This window comes from Streptomyces sp. NPDC050315, assembly GCF_040655775.1.
Classification (GTDB): Bacteria; Actinomycetota; Actinomycetes; order Streptomycetales; family Streptomycetaceae; genus Streptomyces.
The window spans coordinates 214,780-232,778 of the sequence record NZ_JBFAKN010000004.1 but is presented as its reverse complement, the minus strand read 5'-3'; the positions used below and the strand labels follow the sequence as shown (position 1 = coordinate 232,778).

General features: G+C 71.8%; 12 protein-coding genes. 10 read left to right on the top strand and 2 right to left on the bottom strand.

Translation table 11 applies throughout. From position 1 onward, the window contains the following. The first annotated feature begins 63 nt into the window (after nucleotides 1-63). Nucleotides 64-285 carry a hypothetical protein gene (locus AB0I82_RS16325; RefSeq protein ID WP_363257915.1) on the top strand — a complete coding sequence of 74 codons (222 nt, stop codon included), beginning with the start codon at nucleotides 64-66 and terminating at the stop codon, nucleotides 283-285. 117 nt (nucleotides 286-402) lie between these two features. Continuing rightward, nucleotides 403-3,552: an AAA family ATPase gene (locus tag AB0I82_RS16320; RefSeq protein ID WP_363257914.1), complete on the top strand. Its 3,150-nt coding sequence runs from the start codon at nucleotides 403-405 to the stop codon at nucleotides 3,550-3,552. 71 nt (nucleotides 3,553-3,623) lie between these two features. Here AB0I82_RS16320 and AB0I82_RS16315 read toward each other — a convergent pair whose 3' ends face one another. Both AB0I82_RS16315 and AB0I82_RS16310 read right to left on the bottom strand, forming a co-directional pair. After that, nucleotides 3,624-4,808, bottom strand: coding sequence for a PQQ-dependent sugar dehydrogenase (locus AB0I82_RS16315; RefSeq protein WP_363257913.1), 1,185 nt, complete (start codon nucleotides 4,806-4,808; stop codon nucleotides 3,624-3,626). Nucleotides 4,809-5,069: 261 nt separating this feature from the next. Beyond that, a complete protein-coding gene (locus AB0I82_RS16310; protein ID WP_363257912.1) occupies nucleotides 5,070-6,062 on the bottom strand; it encodes an aldo/keto reductase in 993 nt (330 codons plus the stop codon). A gap of 88 nt (nucleotides 6,063-6,150) precedes the next feature. Here AB0I82_RS16310 and AB0I82_RS16305 point away from each other — a divergent pair, with 88 nt between their 5' ends. From AB0I82_RS16305 to AB0I82_RS16270, 8 genes are all read left to right on the top strand, one after another. After that, nucleotides 6,151-7,110, top strand: a complete 960-nt coding sequence (locus tag AB0I82_RS16305; RefSeq protein WP_363257911.1) for a 2-hydroxyacid dehydrogenase — start codon at nucleotides 6,151-6,153, stop codon at nucleotides 7,108-7,110. 317 nt (nucleotides 7,111-7,427) lie between these two features. After that, entirely contained in the window at nucleotides 7,428-10,415 is a 2,988-nt protein-coding gene (locus tag AB0I82_RS16300) for an EAL domain-containing protein (protein ID WP_363257910.1), read from the top strand. A gap of 207 nt (nucleotides 10,416-10,622) precedes the next feature. Further along, nucleotides 10,623-12,476, top strand: a complete 1,854-nt coding sequence (locus AB0I82_RS16295) for an acetolactate synthase large subunit (RefSeq protein WP_363257909.1) — start codon at nucleotides 10,623-10,625, stop codon at nucleotides 12,474-12,476. Between the two features lie 32 nt (nucleotides 12,477-12,508). After that, a complete protein-coding gene (gene ilvN, locus AB0I82_RS16290; protein WP_223732398.1) occupies nucleotides 12,509-13,033 on the top strand; it encodes an acetolactate synthase small subunit in 525 nt (174 codons plus the stop codon). A 147-nt stretch (nucleotides 13,034-13,180) separates the two neighbouring features. Further along, on the top strand, nucleotides 13,181-14,179 hold the full coding sequence (ilvC, locus tag AB0I82_RS16285; RefSeq protein ID WP_363257908.1) for a ketol-acid reductoisomerase: 999 nt from the start codon (nucleotides 13,181-13,183) through the stop codon (nucleotides 14,177-14,179). 248 nt (nucleotides 14,180-14,427) lie between these two features. Then, a complete protein-coding gene (gene serA, locus AB0I82_RS16280) occupies nucleotides 14,428-16,029 on the top strand; it encodes a phosphoglycerate dehydrogenase (RefSeq protein WP_363257907.1) in 1,602 nt (533 codons plus the stop codon). Between the two features lie 300 nt (nucleotides 16,030-16,329). Beyond that, entirely contained in the window at nucleotides 16,330-16,713 is a 384-nt protein-coding gene (locus tag AB0I82_RS16275; protein WP_363257905.1) for a VOC family protein, read from the top strand. Between the two features lie 217 nt (nucleotides 16,714-16,930). Further along, a complete protein-coding gene (locus tag AB0I82_RS16270) occupies nucleotides 16,931-17,950 on the top strand; it encodes a PRC and DUF2382 domain-containing protein (RefSeq protein WP_363257903.1) in 1,020 nt (339 codons plus the stop codon). The last annotated feature ends 49 nt before the right edge of the window (nucleotides 17,951-17,999 follow it).

Genomic DNA, 17,999 nt, shown 5'->3' with positions numbered 1-17,999 from the left:
GGAAGTTGCCCGATGTGGCGCACCCCCTGAGGCGGCCAGGCTGACGACATACCGTCAGCCGCCGTGGGACCCCTTCCCGCGGCCGTCCCAGGAGACGCGATGCACTACTACGAGGTTCAGCACCGGGTCCGCCACGAGGAGCTCCGCCGGGAGGCCGACCGCGACCGGCTGGCCCGCGAGGCCGCCGAGGGACGCCGCGCCGCCCGGTCCGCCGACAACGCGCCCGAAGGGCGGGTGAGCAGGTGGAGCCGGGGGGTACGGGCGCGCCGCCGGGCGGAGGCGTAAGGACGGAGTGCCTCATGGAGCCGGGCCGGTGACCGCGTACGGAGTCGGGCAGTGACGACCCGCGGAGGCGGGCCCGCGACCGCAAAACTCGGTGCCGGATTGTCAGACCCCTGTGCGATGCTCTGCGACGTGGAGACCAGGTCCGTCAGTCGCGTATTCGTCGGCCGCAGCAGCGAGTTGAGCCTGCTGGGCGACGCGCTCGCGCGCACCACGGCCGCCGGCGAGCCGCAGGCGCTGCTCATCGGCGGCGAGGCGGGCGTGGGCAAGACCCGGCTCATCGAGGAGTTCGCCGCGGCCGCCCGGGCCGCCGGCGCGCTCGTCGCCCTCGGCGGCTGCATCGAGATCGGCTCCGAGGGCCTGCCCTTCGCCCCGTTCTCCGCGATCCTGCGCACGCTGCACTCCCGCCTGCCCGAGGAGCTGGCCGCCGCCGTCGGGGGCCAGGAGGGCGAGCTGGCCCGCATCCTGCCCGAGCTCGGCGAGGCCCCGGGCGAGTCGCGCGACGACGAGCACGGCCGCGCCCGCCTCTTCGAGCTGACCGCCCGGCTGCTGGAGCGGCTCGCCCGCGGCCGCACCCTCGTCATCATCGTCGAGGACCTGCACTGGGCCGACCGCTCCACCCGCGAGCTGATCGGCTATCTGCTGCACACCCTCCACGACGCCGGCGTCCTGCTGGTCGCGACGTACCGCTCCGACGACATCCACCGCCGCCACCCACTGCGCCCCTTCCTCGCCGAGGTCGACCGGATGCGCACGGTCCGGCGCGCCGAGCTGGCCCGCTTCACCCGCGACGAGGTCCGCTCCCAGATGGCCGGGATCACCGGCAGCGAGCCCGAAGAAGCCCTGGTCAAGCGGGTCTTCGAGCGCTCCGAGGGCAATGCCTTCTTCGTCGAGGAGCTGGCCTGCAGCATTCACGACGGCACGCTCCCCGGCCTCAGCGACTCGCTCCGCGACCTCCTCCTCGTGCGCGTCGAGGCGCTGCCGGAGCACACGCAACGGGTGATCCGGATGGCCGCCGAGGGCGGCTCCACCGTCGAGCACGACCTCCTCGCGGCCGTCGCGGACCTGCCGGAGGACGACCTCATCGAGGCCCTGCGGGTCGCCGTCGGCAGCAACACCCTCGTCCCCACCAGCGACGGCACGGGCTACCGCTTCCGCCACGCGCTGGTCCGCGAGGCCGTCCAGGACGACCTGCTCCCCGGGGAACGCACCCGCCTCAACCGCCGATACGCAGAAGCGCTGGAGGCCGACCCCGGCCTGGTGCGCGCCGAGGCCTGCGCAGCCCGCCTGGCGAGTTACTGGTACCACGCCAGGGACGCCGCCAAGGCGCTGCCCGCCGTGCTCACCGCCTCGGTCACGGCCCGCCGCCGCCATGCGTACGCCGAGCAGCTGCGACTGCTGGACCGCGCGCTGGAGCTGTGGGACGAGGTGCCCAAGGACGTCCGGCTCGCGGTCCGCCCCGTGGACTGCGCCGAGGCGTATCCGGCCAGCGGCTGCGACGACGACGCGCTGCGCTATCTGGACCTGCTGGCCGAGATCGCGGTGGCCGCCCGGCTCTCCGGCGACCGCGAGCGCGCGTACACGGTCACCAAGCGGGCGCTGCGCGCGCTCGCGGGGGAGCACGACCCGCTGCGCGAGGCGTGGTTCCTCACCCAGCGCTCCCGGCTGGCGCAGAGCACGGGGCGCGGCGACGGCTGGGAGGACCTGGGCCGCGCCCAGGAGCTGGTACGCGGGCTGCCGCCGTCGCCGGTGCACGCCGCGGTGCTGGCGCAGGCCGCCGCCTGGGGCGCGCTGCACGCCCCGGGCCCCGACTCCTTCACCGCCGCCGAGCGGGCCGTGGAGCTCGCCTGCCTGGTCGGCGAGGAGGAGGTCGAGCTGAACGCCCGCCTCACGCTGTACGGCCTCCAGGTCTCCTCCGGTGACGTGGACGGCGGCCTGGCGGGCCTCCGCGCGGCGCTGGACCGCGCCCTGGAGCGCGGCTATTCGGCCGTCGTCGCGCGCGGCTTCGCCAACCTCCCCTCGCACCTGGAGTCGGTGGGCCGCTCGGCGGAGGCGGTGGCCGCGACCGAGCGCGGGCTCGCCATGACCGAGCACTTCGGCCTGAAGGACTCCCGCAGCTGGGTGTACGGCAATCTCGCCGAGAGCCTGATGTCGCTCGGCCGCTGGGAGGAGTCCGCGGCGGCCGCCGCCGACTGCAGGCGCCTCGCCCTGGGCAGCCGCACCCTCGCGCTGGCCGCCTCCCGCCACGCCGACCTGGCCCTGCTCCGCGGCGACTTCGACACGGCGGCGGAAGAACTGGCCGTGGCCCGCCGCGACTTCGGCAGCTACGAGAACCAACCGCAGTACACGATCCCCATGACCCGCTTCGCGTACGAGATAGCCGTCCACCGGGAGGGCGCGGCGGCGGCCCGGGAGGTCCTGGAGCCGTTACTGACGGCCGGGTTCCCGCTCGACACGTACAGCTTCGGCTGGCCGCTGCTGTGGCGGGCCGCCGCCGCCGAGGCGGACGCCCGCGGACTGCCCGCCGCGGCCGAGGGGCGCGAGGAGCTGCTCGCCCGGCTGGCGGCGGTGGTGCGGACGCTGCCCCGCCCGGTCCCGGTGTGGGAGGCGTACGGCCGGCTGACCGAGGCCGAGCTGTGCCGGGCCGAGGGGCGGCCGGCGCCGGAGCGCTGGGCCGAGGCGGTCGCCGCGCTCCGCCGCGTCGAGCGGCCGTACGAGCTGGCCTGGGCGTGCCACCGCTGGGCGGAGGCGCTGCTGACCTGCGGCCCGGCGGCCCGCGAGCAGCGCGAGGCGGCCACGGTGCTGCTCGCCGAGGCGCGGGCGGCGGCGCGGTGGATGGGCGCGGACCCGCTGACCCTGGAGATCGACCGGCTCGCCCTGCGGGCCCGGCTCACGCTGCCGGAGGGACGAAGATCCGGCGGTCACTCGCCCTTGCCCGCACCGTCCGCGCCCGCGCTCGCCGCGCCGGCAGGGGACCGGGCGGCGGACACCGCCGAATCAACGGCCGACACGACACCCGAGACGACACCCGTGACGACTCCCGACGCGACGGCCGACTCGCTGGGGCTCACGCCGCGCGAGCAGGACGTGCTGCGACTGGTCGCGGTGGGCCGCAGCAACCGCCAGATAGCCGACGCGCTCTTCATCTCACCGAAGACCGCGAGCGTGCACGTCTCCAACATCCTGGCCAAGCTCGGCGTCTCAGGACGCGGCGAGGCGGGCGCACTGGCACACCGCCTGCGACTGTTCCCGGAGGTGGAGTCGGCCTGAAAGCCTGTGTCTGAGGCCGGCGGTCCCGTCAGGCCGGCGGTCCCGTCAGGCCCGCCGGGCGCAGCAGGTCTTCATGTGACCTTCAGTCGCAGAATCCGGTCGTCGCCCTTCTCCGGCGTGCCCCGCTTGTCCGTCTCGCTGGTGACCAGCCACAGCCCGCCGTCCCCGGTCGGCACGACCGTCCGCAGCCGCCCGTACTTCCCCTCCAGGAAGGCCTGCGGCTTCGCGACCGGCTCCGTGCCCCGCAACGGGATCCGCCACAGCCGCTCGCCGCGCAGCCCGGCCATCCAGATCGACCCCTTGGCGTACGTGATCCCGCTGGGCGAGGCCTCCGCCGTACGCCACTGCTCGACCGGCCGTACGGACGAGGAGTCCCCGCCGCTCCTTCCCTCGGCCTCCGGCCAGCCGTAGTTCTCGCCGGGCCGGATCAGATTCAGTTCGTCCCAGGTGTTCTGGCCGAATTCCGACGCCCACAGCCGCTTGTCGGCGTCCCAGGCCAGCCCCTGGACGTTGCGGTGGCCGTACGAATAGACGACGGAGTCGGCCGAGGGATTGCCGTGCACCGGCTCGCCGTCCGGCGTCATCCGCAGGATCTTGCCGCCCGGGGAGTCCTTGTCCTGCGCCTGTTCGCCGTCGCCGGTCTCGCCCGTACCGGCGTACAGCATCTTGTCCGGGCCGAAGGCGATCCGCCCGCCGTTGTGGACATGGCCCTTGGGGATGCCCTTGAACACCGTGTCGGGCGCGCCCAGTTGGTCACCGGCCGGGCGCTTGTCGTTGTAGATCATGCGGACGATGCGGTTGTCGGACGCGGTGGTGAAGTACGCGTACACGAGGTGGTCGGCGCCGTACGTCGAGGAGACCGCGAGGCCCAGCAGCCCGCCCTCGCCGTCCGGGGCCACGCCGGGCACCGAACCCAGCTCGGTCTTCTTCCCGCTCTCGCCGTCCACCTTGGTGATCGTCCCGGTGTCCCGGGACGCCACGAGGAGGTCGCCGCCGGGCAGCGCGGCCACGCCCCAGGGGGACTTCAGGCCGGTGGTGAGGGTGTCGACCACCTTCACGGAGCCCTTGGCGGGGGCGGCGGAGGGGGTGGCGTGCGGCGCGCCCGACGCGCTCGCGCCGCGCGAGGGCCCGGCGGACTTCCCGCCCGTACCGCCCTCACCCCCCGAAGGTCCGCCCGACGAGCCCCCCGAGGAACAGCCCGCCGCGAGCAGCAGGGCGGCGGCGGTCAGCACGGCGGTCGCGGTACGGCGTGGCACGGCAGTCGTCCTCTCATCGGCGGCGCTCACCAGCACACCACACACCACCCCACCACGCCCGCCCGTTTCCACGCCAGCCCCCCCGGGTAACCCCCGGTCGGGGGGCCAGACGCGTTCGAATCGCCCCGTATACGCGCACCTCCCCGTGCGCACGCCGCCGTTTCCGCACCCGCCCCCTGGGTAACCCCCGGTCAGGGGGCCAGGGCCGTTCGATTCGCCCCCGTAGGCGCAGCGCCTCAGTCCCACATTCCCCGCCTCGCCTCAGTCCCAAGACCCCCGTGCCGGCGGCAGTGAGGCGATTTCGGCGAGGTCCTGGTGGGTCAGGCGTACGGTGGCGGCCTTGGCGTTCTGGGTGGCCCAGCGTTCCTTTTTCGTGCCCGGTATCGGGACGACGTGGCGGCCCTGGGCCAGTACCCACGCCAGTGCGATCTGGCCCGGTGTCACGCCGTGCCGCGCGCCCACCCGGCGCAGCCCCGCCACGACCGGCTGGTTGGCGGCCATCATCTCCGCCGTGAAGCGCGGATGCCGGGCCCGCAGGTCCTCCGGCTCGAAGCCCTGGCCCGGCGTCAGCGTGCCGGTGAGATAGCCGTTGCCCAGCGGCATCGCCGCGAGGAAGCCCACGCCGCGCGTCTCGCACCACGGCAGCAGCGCCTCCAGCGCGTCCGGCGACCACACCGACAGCTCCGCCTCCACGCTGCTGACCGGGAACACCTGCTGGATGCGCTCCAGTTGGTGCAGCGTGAGGTCGTGCGTACGGGCGCCGCGGCGCCGGGGAGCCCGCGCGCCCACGGCGCAATACCCCAGCGCGCGTACCTTCCCGGCCGCCACCAGCTCCGCCATCGCCCCCCAGGTCTCCTCGATGGGCACTTCGGGGTCGGAGCGGTGCAGCTGGTACAGGTCGATGTGGTCGGTCTGCAGCCGGCGCAGCGAGGCGTCGCAGGCCCGCTTCACGTACCCGGGGCGGCCGTTGGCGACGATGTGCTGGTCGCCGACCAGCAGTCCGACCTTGGTCGAGAGGAACGCCTCGTCCCGGCGCTGCTTCAGGGCCCGGCCCAGTACCAGTTCGTTGGTGAACGGTCCGTACATGTCGGCGGTGTCCAGCAGGGTGCAGCCCCGGTCGAGCGCGGCGTGCACGGTGCGTACCGAGCCCTCCCCGTTCTGCTGCGACGCGGTGTACCCCCAGTTCATCGGCATGCAGCCGAGCCCGATAGCGCCCACTTCGAGCGCCGCCGCGCCGATTGTCCTGCGCTCCACCTGGTCGTGCCTCCGTCCCCTCGCCCCGGTCAAGGGCGCTGACCAAACTAACGTCTGATGACGGGCACTCTTCGCATAGCCTCGGGCCATGGCTTCCGCAGACACCACTCGCGCCACCGACGTCTGGCTCCCGATCCCCGCCGCCGAGATCGACGGGCTCCCCGAGGACCTCTCCTACGTCCACTGGGACGCCGGCCCCGAATACCCCGCGGACCCCGCCCGCTGCGCCTTCTACGCCGTCCCGTACATGAAGCCCGTCGACCGCATCCTGCAGCCGCTCCCGGAGATGGCGAACGTACGCGTCGTACAGACCCTCACCGCCGGCATCGAGCACATGCTGCCCGCCGTGCCTCAGCTGCCCGCCGGTGCCCAGCTGTGCAACGCGCGCGGACTGCACGACGCGAGCACCGCCGAGCTCACCCTCACGCTCATTCTCGCCGCGCTCCGCGACATCCCCGCATTCGTCCGGTCCCAGGACGCGGGGGAGTGGCGGCCGGCTTTCCGTGACTCGCTGGCGGACAAGTCCGTACTCATTGTGGGTTACGGTTCGATCGGAAGTGCCATCGAGGACCGGCTCACGCCTTTTGAGTGTGCGCGGGTGGCGCGCATTGCGCGCACCGCTCGTGACACCGTGCGCGGTCCCGTGCTTCCACTCACGGAGCTGCCCGCCCTGTTGCCCGACGCCGACGTCGTGATCATGGCGACGCCGCTCACCGACGACACTCGTGGCCTGGTCGGAGCCGATTTCCTGGCCCGCATGAAGGACGGCGCACTGCTCGTCAACATCGCGCGCGGGGGAGTCGTCGACACCAAGGCACTGCTCGCCGAACTGGAGTCGGGACGGCTCCGGGCAGCACTCGATGTAACCGATCCGGAACCGCTGCCTGCCACACACCCCCTGTGGCACGCTCCCGGCGTGCTCATCACTCCGCACGTCGGTGGCCCCAGTACTGCATTCCTGCCCCGTGCGAAGCGGCTTCTCCGTGATCAACTGCGGCTCTTCGCGGCCGGCGAGCCGTTGAACAACGTCATTACCACCGCCGGCTGACGGGTGCGCGTAGCTCTACGGAGTCGTACGACTGCGTCCCGTGCGGTCAACTCGCCTGCCAGTCACGCTCCGTAGAGCAACTATGTCCCTGTGTGACGGAACTGGTGTATCGTCCCGAACGGGGCCCGCGCCGGGACGTGGCGGCGCGCAGCGAACGACCGGAACCGAGGGGGGCGACGGGCGATGTACGGCCGATGCACCACCGAGACGAGGACCGCTGAGCACACGCGCGTTCCGCGCGTACCCACCGCGATACGGACGCAGCGCGGGCCGTGCCCGCCACGACCACGCCGGTGGGCCGGGCAGGGGAGAGCCCGGTGACCGCCTCCGGCGCGGTGCTCGCCCCGCCGGCCCGGCCGCGACCCGCGAGCAGCCTGCCCCAGATCCTGCTCGCCGTCGTCTGCGGCGGTTACGCCACGGGCGCCGCGTTCGGCTGGGGCTCGCAGAAACTGGCCCTGATCATGGGTGACTTCGGGCTCAGCGCGGCCGCCCTGGCCGCCGCGGTCTCCTGCGTGCTGTACGCCCGCAGGCACCACAGCCGCTTTCGACCCGCCTGGCTGCTGTTCGCGGCCTCCTCGGCGATGGCGGGCCTCGGCAACGGCATCTGGGGATGGTACGAGGTCGTCCTCGAAGCCCCCGTGCCCAGCCCCTCGGTCGCCGACTTCTGCTTCCTGCTCTTCGCGCCGCCCGCCATCGTGGGCCTGCTGGTGCTCGCCAAGCGGCCGGTGACCCGGGCCGGATGGGTCTGCCTGGCGCTGGACGCCTGGCTGATCGGCGGCTCGCTGCTCACGCTCTCCTGGAGCCTGGCGCTCGCGCACAACGCCCACTTCCAGGGCCAGACGGTCGCCCAGGGCGCCCTGTCACTCGCGTACCCGCTCCTGGACATCGTCCTGGTGAGCATGGTCCTCGCGCTGCACTTCAAGCGCTCCTCGGCGCACCGCTCGGCGATCAACACCGCCATCGCGGCGCTCGCGCTGACCGTGCTGTGCGACGCGCTGTTCACCTCGCCGCTGCTGCGCGAGCACTACCGCTCCGGGCAGATCCTCGACGCCGGCTGGTTCGCCGGCTCCATGCTGCTGGCGTACGCCCCGTGGGTCGCCGCGCGCTCCGGCACGGACACCGCGGGGGACGCCTTCACGCGCGCCACCCGGCGCGCGGCCGTGCCCCCCGGCAGCCGCCCGATCGCCGGGTCGCTGGCCGCGCTGACCCCGTATCTGGCCGCCGCCGTCTGCACCCTGGGCATCCTGCTCAACGTCCTGGACGGCCGCCGCATCGACCACGTCGTGCTCTTCACCGGCTGCACGGTCGTGCTCGCCCTGGTCGTCCGCCAGGGGATCATGCTCGTGGACAACATCACCCTCACCCGGGAACTGGCCCAGAAGGAGAACCACTTCCGGTCCCTGGTGCAGGGCTCCAGCGACGTCATCATGATCGCCGCACCGACCGGCATACTGCGCTACGTCAGCCCCGCCGCCTCCGGCGTCTACGGCCGCGACGCCGAGGACCTGGTCGGCTCCGAGCTGGCCTCCCTGATCCACCCCGAGGACCTCGGCCGCGTGGTGCACGAAGTACGACGCTTCCTGGCCGCCGATCCCGAGGCGGAGCCCACCACCCGCATCGAGTGCCGCTTCCGGGCCGGCGGCGGCCGCCCCGGCGGCGAGGAATGGCTGAATGTCGAGTCCACGGTCAACCGCCACGAAGGCGGCCTGATCTTCAACTCCCGCGACGTCACCGAACGGGTGCGCCTGCAGGCCCAGCTCCAGCACAACGCCTCGCACGACGCGCTCACCGACCTGCCCAACCGTGCGCTGTTCACCGAGCGGGTCAGCCAGGCCGTCAGCGGCCGCCGCTCCTCCGACCACGACACGGCCGTGCTCTACATCGACCTGGACGGCTTCAAACAGGTCAACGACACCATCGGCCACCAGGCCGGGGACGAGCTGCTGATTCAGGCCGCCCGCAGGCTGGCCGAATCGGTACGGGCCGGTGACATCGCCGCGCGCCTGGGCGGCGACGAATTCGCCGCGCTCATCATGGGCGACGGCAGCCGCGACCGTACGAGCCGGGAGTTCCGCGTCCACGAGATCGCCGACCGGCTGCGCATCAGGCTCTCCGAGCCGTACCGCATCGACGGCCAGGACGTCCGGGTCGCGGCCAGCATCGGCGTGGCCTTCGCCGATCCCGGCGTCACTCCGGCAGGACTGATGCGCAACGCCGACCTCGCGATGTACCGCGCCAAGCAGGCCGGCAAGGGCCGCGTGGAGCTGTACGCACCCCAGATGCAGGCCGACGTGGTGCGCCGCTCCGAGATCGCCACGAGGCTGCGCGCGGCACTGCACGACGGCGAATTCGCGCTGCTCCACCAGCCCGTGGTGGAGCTCGCCAGTGGCCGGATCACGGCGGTCGCCGCCCAGGCCCGCTGGCGCTCCGCGCAGGGCATCCTCTTCACCCCCGCCGAATTCCTGCGGGTCGGCGAGCGCGGCCAGGCGGTCGCCGACGACGGCGAGCGCACCGCCGAGCTGGCGCGCTGGCAGCTGGAGGAGGCCGTCGAGCAGGCGGCGCGGCGGCACCACGCGGGCCACGCGGTCTGCGTCGCCGTCCGGCTCTCCGCCCGGCGGCTGCTGGACCGCAAGCTCCCGCCCCGGTCCATCGAGACGTTACTCGCGCGGCACGGCCTGCCGTCCGGGTCGCTGCTGCTGGAGCTGTCCGACAGCGACCCGAGGGTCCCGCTGGACGAGCTGGAGCGCCGCCTCGCGGCCCTGCGGCGGCTCGGCGTACGGATCGCGCTCGACGGCTTCGGCAGCGGATACGCCGCGATCAGCGCGCTGCGCCGGCTGCCCATCGACGTACTGCGGCTGGACCGCGGCCTGGTCGACGGCGTCGTGGAGTCCGCCCGGCTGCACAAGATCACCGCGGGGCTGCTGCGCATCGCCGGCGACCTCGGGCTGCAGTCCGTGGCCGACGGCGTGGACCGGCCCGAGCAGGTCAGCGCGCTGCGCGCGATGGGCTGCACGCACGGTCAGGGCATGGCGTTCTCCGGACCGCTGGACGAGCACCGGCTGCGCCGGGCCCTCGGTATCGGCGCGTATCCGCTTCCCGGGCTGCTGCCCGAGGGGCGTGAGATGGTGCTGAGCAGCACCGTGCCGGCCGCGCGGCGGGCGTCCGCCGCCCGGGAGCCGGGCGGCGGCGCGCGGCTGGGAGAGCTGCCACGACGGCTCGGCGCCGGGGAAGTGCCGGCCGGACCCGACGCGATCAGCCATCCCCCGTTGCGCTCAAATAGTGAGACCCCCGTCCCACCCACTTGACACTCCAGGTGCGCCGGGGGGAAGGTCAGAGCCATGCGCACCCGAATTCTCGTACTTGGAAAGCGCGTCGGCTGAAGCCGGGCCATGCAGTAGCCCGGCGCACCGCACCGACGCGCTCCCCTCGCTTGCCTGACGGCACGAGGGGTTTTTTGTTGCACCAGCACCGCCAAATCACATCAAAACCCTCACCTCCGAGAAGAGACGCAGATGACCGAGCAGGCCACCGGGGCCCACCATCCGCAGCCGCGGGCCCGTACCGGCGGACCGCAGCAGTCCGCCACCGTCGAGCACGTCACGGGCGCGCAGTCCCTCATTCGTTCTCTCGAGGAGGTCGGGGCCGACACCGTATTCGGCCTTCCCGGCGGTGCGATCCTCCCGGCGTACGACCCGATGATGGACTCCCAGAAGGTCCGCCACATCCTGGTCCGCCACGAGCAGGGCGCGGGCCACGCGGCCACCGGTTACGCGCAGGCCACCGGCAAGGTCGGCGTCTGCATCGCCACCTCGGGTCCCGGCGCCACGAACCTGGTCACCCCCATCGCCGACGCGCACATGGACTCCGTCCCGCTCGTCGCGATCACCGGCCAGGTCGCCTCCGCCTCGATCGGCACGGACGCCTTCCAGGAGGCGGACATCTGCGGCATCACCATGCCGATCACCAAGCACAACTTCCTGGTGACCGACCCGGCCGACATCCCGAAGACGATCGCCGAGGCGTTCCACATCGCCTCGACCGGCCGTCCGGGCCCCGTCCTGGTGGACATCGCCAAGGACGCCATGCAGGCCAAGACCACGTTCTCCTGGCCGCCGCAGACCGACCTGCCCGGCTACCGCCCGGTCACCAAGCCGCACGCCAAGCAGATCCGCGAGGCCGCCAAGATGATCACCGAGGCCAAGCGTCCGGTGCTCTACGTCGGCGGCGGCGTCATGAAGGCCGGCGCGACCGCCGAGCTGAAGGTCCTCGCCGAGCTGACCGGCGCCCCCGTCACCACCACCCTGATGGCGCTGGGCTCCTTCCCCGACACCCACCCGCAGCACCTCGGCATGCCCGGCATGCACGGCTCCGTGGCCGCGGTCACCTCGCTGCAGAAGGCCGACCTGATCGTCGCGCTGGGCGCCCGCTTCGACGACCGCGTCACCGGCAAGCTGGACAGCTTCGCTCCGTACGCCAAGATCGTGCACGCGGACATCGACCCCGCCGAGATCGGCAAGAACCGGATGGCCGACGTGCCGATCGTCGGTGACGCCCGCGAGGTCATCGCCGACCTGATCGTGGCCGTCCAGGCCGAGCACGAGGCCGGCCGCACCGGCGACTACGCCGCCTGGTGGAACGACCTCAACCGCTGGCGCGAGAACTACCCGCTCGGGTACGACCTGCCCGAGGACGGCAGCCTCTCCCCGCAGCAGGTCATCCAGCGCATCGGCCAGCTCGCGCCGGAGGACACGATCTACGCGGCGGGCGTCGGCCAGCACCAGATGTGGGCCGCCCACTTCATCGACTACGAGAAGCCCGCCACCTGGCTGAACTCCGGCGGCGCCGGAACGATGGGGTACGCGGTCCCGGCCGCCATGGGCGCCAAGGCCGGGCAGCCGGACCGCCCGGTGTGGGCCATCGACGGCGACGGCTGCTTCCAGATGACCAACCAGGAGCTGGTCACCTGCGCGATGAACAACATCCCCATCAAGGTCGCCATCATCAACAACGGCGCGCTGGGCATGGTCCGCCAGTGGCAGACGCTGTTCTACAACCAGCGGTACAGCAACACCGTGCTGCACCGCGGCCCGGACGACGAGCCCGCCCCGAACACCGGCACCCGCTGCCCGGACTTCGTGAAGCTCTCCGAGGCCATGGGCTGCGTCGCGATGCGCTGCGAGGACCCGGCCGAGCTGGACGCCGTGATCGCCAAGGCCAACGCCATCAACGACCGCCCGGTCGTCGTCGACTTCATCGTCCACGAGGACGCCATGGTCTGGCCGATGGTCGCGGCCGGCACCTCCAACGACGAGGTCATGGCGGCCCGCGGGGTGCGCCCCGACTTCGGCGACAACGAAGACGACTGACCGGCCAGGACAGAAGAGAAGAGACCGAGCACATGACCAAGCACACGCTCTCCGTCCTGGTGGAGAACACGCCGGGTATCCTGGCCAGGATCGCCGCGCTGTTCTCCCGCCGCGGCTTCAACATCGACTCACTCGCCGTCGGTGTCACGGAGCACCCCGACATCTCACGCATCACCATTGTCGTGAATGTCGAATCGCTCCCGCTGGAGCAGGTCACCAAGCAGCTGAACAAGCTGGTCAACGTCCTGAAGATCGTCGAGCTGGAGCCGTCCTCGGCCATCCACCGCGAACTGGTCCTGGTGAAGGTCCGCGCGGACAACGAGACGCGTTCCCAGATCGTCGAGATCGTCCAGCTGTTCCGCGCCAAGACCGTGGACGTCTCGCCGGAGGCCGTCACCATCGAAGCCACCGGCGGCGCCGACAAGCTGGAAGCCATGCTCAAGATGCTGGAGCCGTTCGGCATCAAGGAGCTGGTCCAGTCCGGCACGATCGCCATAGGGCGCGGCTCCCGGTCCATCACGGACCGCTCGCTGCGCGCCCTGGACCGTTCGGCCTGATCCGCGTACTCCGGCCGTGGGAACCCGCCGCGGCCGGAACGCACCCCCTCGCCCGCGGCCGCTGCCCGTATGGCGAGACCCTGAGCTTTCACCCTTCCGCCCCGGCATAGTCTGTGGGCACCAGCTAGTACCAAGGAGATACCCGAAGTGGCCGAGCTGTTCTACGACGACGACGCCGACCTGTCCATCATCCAGGGCCGTAAGGTCGCGGTTCTCGGCTACGGCAGCCAGGGCCACGCCCACGCGCTGTCGCTGCGCGACTCGGGCGTCGACGTGCGCGTCGGCCTGCACGAGGGCTCCAAGTCCAAGGCGAAGGCCGAGGAGCAGGGCCTGCGCGTGGTGAGCCCCTCCGAGGCGGCGGCCGAGGCCGACGTCATCATGATCCTGGTGCCGGACCCGATCCAGGCCAAGGTCTACGAGGAGTCCGTCAAGGACAACCTCAAGGACGGCGACGCCCTGTTCTTCGGCCACGGCCTGAACATCCGCTACGGCTTCATCAAGCCGCCGTCCAACGTCGACGTCTGCATGGTCGCCCCGAAGGGCCCGGGCCACCTGGTCCGCCGCCAGTACGAGGAAGGCCGCGGCGTGCCCTGCATCGCCGCCGTCGAGCAGGACGCCTCCGGCAACGCCTTCGCGCTGGCCCTGTCCTACGCCAAGGGCATCGGCGGCACCCGTGCGGGCGTCATCAAGACGACCTTCACCGAGGAGACCGAGACCGACCTGTTCGGCGAGCAGGCCGTGCTCTGCGGCGGCACCGCCGCCCTGGTCAAGGCCGGTTTCGAGACCCTGGTCGAGGCCGGTTACCAGCCGGAGATCGCGTACTTCGAGTGCCTCCACGAGCTGAAGCTGATCGTGGACCTCATGTACGAGGGCGGCCTGGAGAAGATGCGCTGGTCGATCTCCGAGACCGCCGAGTGGGGCGACTACGTCACCGGCCCGCGGATCGTCACCGACGCCACCAAGGCCGAGATGAAGAAGGTCCTCGCCGAGATCCAGGACGGCACCTTCGCCAACACCTGGATGAAGGAGTACGCAGACGGTCTGCCGAAGTACAACGAGTACAAGAAGGCCGACGCCGACCACCTCCTGGAGACCACCGGCAAGAAGCTGCGTGGCCTGATGAGCTGGGTGGACGAGGAGGCGTAAGCCTCCTGCGCGAGGGGCCGTGCCGCATCGGCACGGCCCCTTGTGCCGCCGCCTTGTCCACTGCGTAGAACCACGCACGGGTGATCCTTCCGCTCCGGCGAAGGAGGAGCCCTGAAACGCCACTACACTGCTGACCACAAGCGCGTCAGGCTCACAACGTCGTGCGTCTTCCACGCGGCTGCCCCCTTCACCGCCTTCGGCCGTCGGGACGGCCGTCCGCGAAGGATTTAGTGAGGACTGAAGACCACGTGAGCACTGCCTCCGCCAAACCCGTCGTACTGATCGCCGAAGAGCTGTCGCCCGCGACCGTCGACGCGCTCGGACCGGACTTCGAGATCCGGAGCTGCAACGGCGCGGACCGCGCCGAGCTGATCCCCGCCATCGCCGACGTCGACGCGATCCTCGTGCGCTCGGCGACCAAGGTCGATGCCGAGGCCATCGCCGCCGCGAAGAAGCTCAAGGTCGTCGCCCGTGCGGGCGTGGGCCTGGACAACGTCGACGTCTCCGCCGCCACCAAGGCCGGCGTGATGGTCGTGAACGCGCCGACCTCCAACATCGTCACCGCCGCCGAGCTGGCCTGCGGCCTGCTGGTCGCCACCGCGCGGAACATCCCGCAGGCGAACACCGCCCTGAAGAACGGCGAGTGGAAGCGCAGCAAGTACACCGGCGTCGAGCTGGCCGAGAAGACCCTCGGCGTCGTCGGCCTCGGCCGCATCGGCGTCCTGGTCGCCCAGCGGATGTCTGCCTTCGGCATGAAGGTCGTCGCGTACGACCCGTACGTCCAGCCCGCGCGCGCCGCCCAGATGGGCGTCAAGCTGCTGTCCCTGGACGAGCTGCTCCAGGTCTCGGACTTCATCACCGTCCACCTGCCCAAGACCCCGGAGACCGTCGGCCTGATCGGCGACGAGGCGCTGCACAAGGTCAAGCCGTCCGTCCGGATCGTCAACGCCGCCCGCGGCGGCATCGTGGACGAGCCCGCCCTCGCCGCCGCCCTCAAGGAGGGCCGGGTCGCCGGCGCCGGCCTGGACGTCTACGCGTCCGAGCCCTGCACCGACTCCCCGCTCTTCGAGTTCGACCAGGTCGTGTGCACCCCGCACCTGGGCGCCTCGACCGGTGAGGCGCAGGAGAAGGCCGGTATCGCGGTGGCCCGCTCGGTGCGCCTGGCGCTCGCCGGCGAGCTGGTCCCGGACGCGGTCAACGTCCAGGGCGGCGTGATCGCCGAGGACGTGAAGCCCGGCCTGCCGCTCGCCGAGAAGCTCGGCCGGATCTTCACCGCGCTCGCGGGCGAGGTCGCGGTCCGCCTCGACGTCGAGGTGTACGGCGAGATCACCCAGCACGACGTGAAGGTGCTGGAGCTCTCCGCGCTCAAGGGCGTCTTCGAGGACGTCGTCGACGAGACCGTCTCGTACGTCAACGCCCCGCTGTTCGCGCAGGAGCGCGGCGTCGAGGTACGGCTGACCACCAGCAGCGAGTCGCCCGAGCACCGGAACGTGGTGACCGTGCGCGGCACTCTGTCCGGCGGCGAGGAGATCTCGGTCTCCGGCACGCTGGCCGGCCACAAGAACCAGCAGAAGATCGTGGCCGTCAACGACCACAGCATCGACCTGGCGCTCGCCGACCACATGGCCTTCCTGCGCTACAGCGACCGCCCCGGCGTCGTCGGCACGCTCGGCCGCATCCTGGGCGAGGCCGGCATCAACATCGCCGGCATGCAGGTCTCCCGCGCCGACGTGGGCGGCGAGGCGCTGGTCGCGCTGACCGTCGACGACACGATCGCGGCTCCGGTGCTCACGGAGATCGCTGAGGAGATCGGCGCTACCTCGGCGCGTACGGTGAACCTTACGGACTGAGCCTGAGCCGTACGACGCGTGGAAGGGCCCGGACGACGGTGTCGTCCGGGCCCTTTTGCGTGCATGGGGGTTATCCACAGGGCGCCCGCCGTGATGGTGGGGGGCGCTACCTTCGGGGGCGTGTGGTGGAGGCGGGGGAGGGGGTCTTTGCCACGGAGAGCCCGCTGGTTGGGGAGAGGGAGGGGCCCTGCCAGGGATCGGGGAAGAGGCCGGCCCCCGCCCCCCGACGTAAGACCTACGAACGATACGCCCCGCCCCCCGCCCCCTCCTACCATCGAGGCATCAAACGGGAGGTATGTCATGGCAGTTCAGCTGAACCACACCATCGTGCACGCAAGCGACCGCAAGCGGTCGGCGGAGTTCCTCGCGGACATCCTCGGGCTGCAGGTGCAGCCCGAGTTCGGGCCCTTCCTTCCTGTGGTGATGGACAACGGTGTCACCCTCGACTTCGCGCAGGACGACGGCGAGATCACCCCGCAGCACTACGCATTCCTGATCGGCGAGGACGAGTTCGACCGCAGCTTCGACCGGATCAAGGAGCTGGGCCTGCAGTACTGGGCCGACCCGCACCGCACCCGCCCCGGCGAGATCAACACCAACGACGGCGGCCGCGGCGTGTACTTCCCGGACCCGGACGGCCACTACATGGAGCTGCTCACCGTCCCGTACGGCGGCTGGAGCTGACCCTGAGCCCGGCCGTCACCCGAATGGAGTAGTACCGGGGGGTGGGGCGCCGCACCGGACGGTGCCGTGCTCCGCCCCCACGAGCGGCTTCGGGGCCGGTTCGGACCGGTAGCCGGAGCCCGGCCGGTGTGCTCCCGACTCGCTGCGCGGCCCCATGGGGTGCGCAATGGGAATGGCGTGTGCCTCTCCTGCAGGCGCGCGCGAAAGGAGAGACGCCATGAATGCACCTCTGGGTGACACCCCTCATGACCTGGCCGGGCTGAACGTGATCGATGCGGACGGCGCGAAGGTCGGCACTGTCCAGCAGGTCTACCGGGACGACGCCACCAATGAGCCGGAGTGGATCACGGTGCGCACCGGGCTGTTCGGCACCAAGGAGACCTTCGTCCCGCTGGCCGGCTGCACGCGGGTGGACGACGCGATACGTGTTCCGCACACCAAGGACCAGATCAAGGACGCTCCGCGGATGGACGCCGATGGGCACCTCGAACCGTCGGAGGAGGAGCGCCTGTACCGGCACTACGGTCTGACCCGATCGGGCCGGGGCGGCATGGGCCGCGACACGGGCACGGGGCAGGCCGGAGGTATGGGTACCGCAGCCGCCGCGGGCGGCATGGGCACCGCCGGTGCGGCCGGGACGGCCGGGCAGCCGACCCGTCCCGAGGCCGATCGGCCGCTGGCCGGCGCGGGCGCCGGGCAGATGGCCATGTCGCGCGGCGGTCCGACGGACGAGGACCGGCGTTCCCGTAAGGAACAGAACCCCGAGATGACGCTCTCGGAGGAGCGCGCCGAGTTCGGCGTCGAGGAGCACGAGAGCGGCCACGCGCATCTGCGGAAGCACGTGGTGACCGAGAACGTGAGCCGGACCGTGCCGGTCAGCCACGAAGAGGTCCACCTCACCCGCGAGCCGATCTCCGACGAGGAGGCCCGCCGCAGCCGTGGCGCCCCCATCAATCTGGAGGACGGCGAGTACGACATCACGCTGCACCGCGAGGAGCCCGTGATCCGCAAGGAGACACGGCCCTACGAGCGGGTCCGGCTGGAGACCGACCGGGTCACCGAGCAGCAGGAGGTGTCGACCGAGGTCCGCCGGGAGCAGCTGGAGTTCGACGACGGCGTGCACCCGCCCACCGGACCCACCGGCAAGGGCCGGACGGGACCGACGGACCGGACCGGCCGCAAGGGCATGAAGGGAACCACGGAGACCGGCGAGGAGGACACGGGGCACACCTGGTGACCCAGGGCGGTGCTCCGCTCGCCGCACACGACACGCGACGCCTGCCCGG

Bases quoted from the DNA above. Each gene is read 5' to 3' on its own strand.
- AB0I82_RS16320 (WP_363257914.1), top strand. From the start codon at position 403: ATGCTCTGCGACGTGGAGACCAGGTCCGTCAGTCGCGTATTCGTCGGC.
- AB0I82_RS16270 (WP_363257903.1), top strand. From the start codon at position 16,931: ATGAATGCACCTCTGGGTGACACCCCTCATGACCTGGCCGGGCTGAAC.
- AB0I82_RS16275 (WP_363257905.1), top strand. From the start codon at position 16,330: ATGGCAGTTCAGCTGAACCACACCATCGTGCACGCAAGCGACCGCAAG.
- AB0I82_RS16305 (WP_363257911.1), top strand. From the start codon at position 6,151: ATGGCTTCCGCAGACACCACTCGCGCCACCGACGTCTGGCTCCCGATC.
- AB0I82_RS16295 (WP_363257909.1), top strand. From the start codon at position 10,623: ATGACCGAGCAGGCCACCGGGGCCCACCATCCGCAGCCGCGGGCCCGT.
- ilvN (WP_223732398.1), top strand. From the start codon at position 12,509: ATGACCAAGCACACGCTCTCCGTCCTGGTGGAGAACACGCCGGGTATC.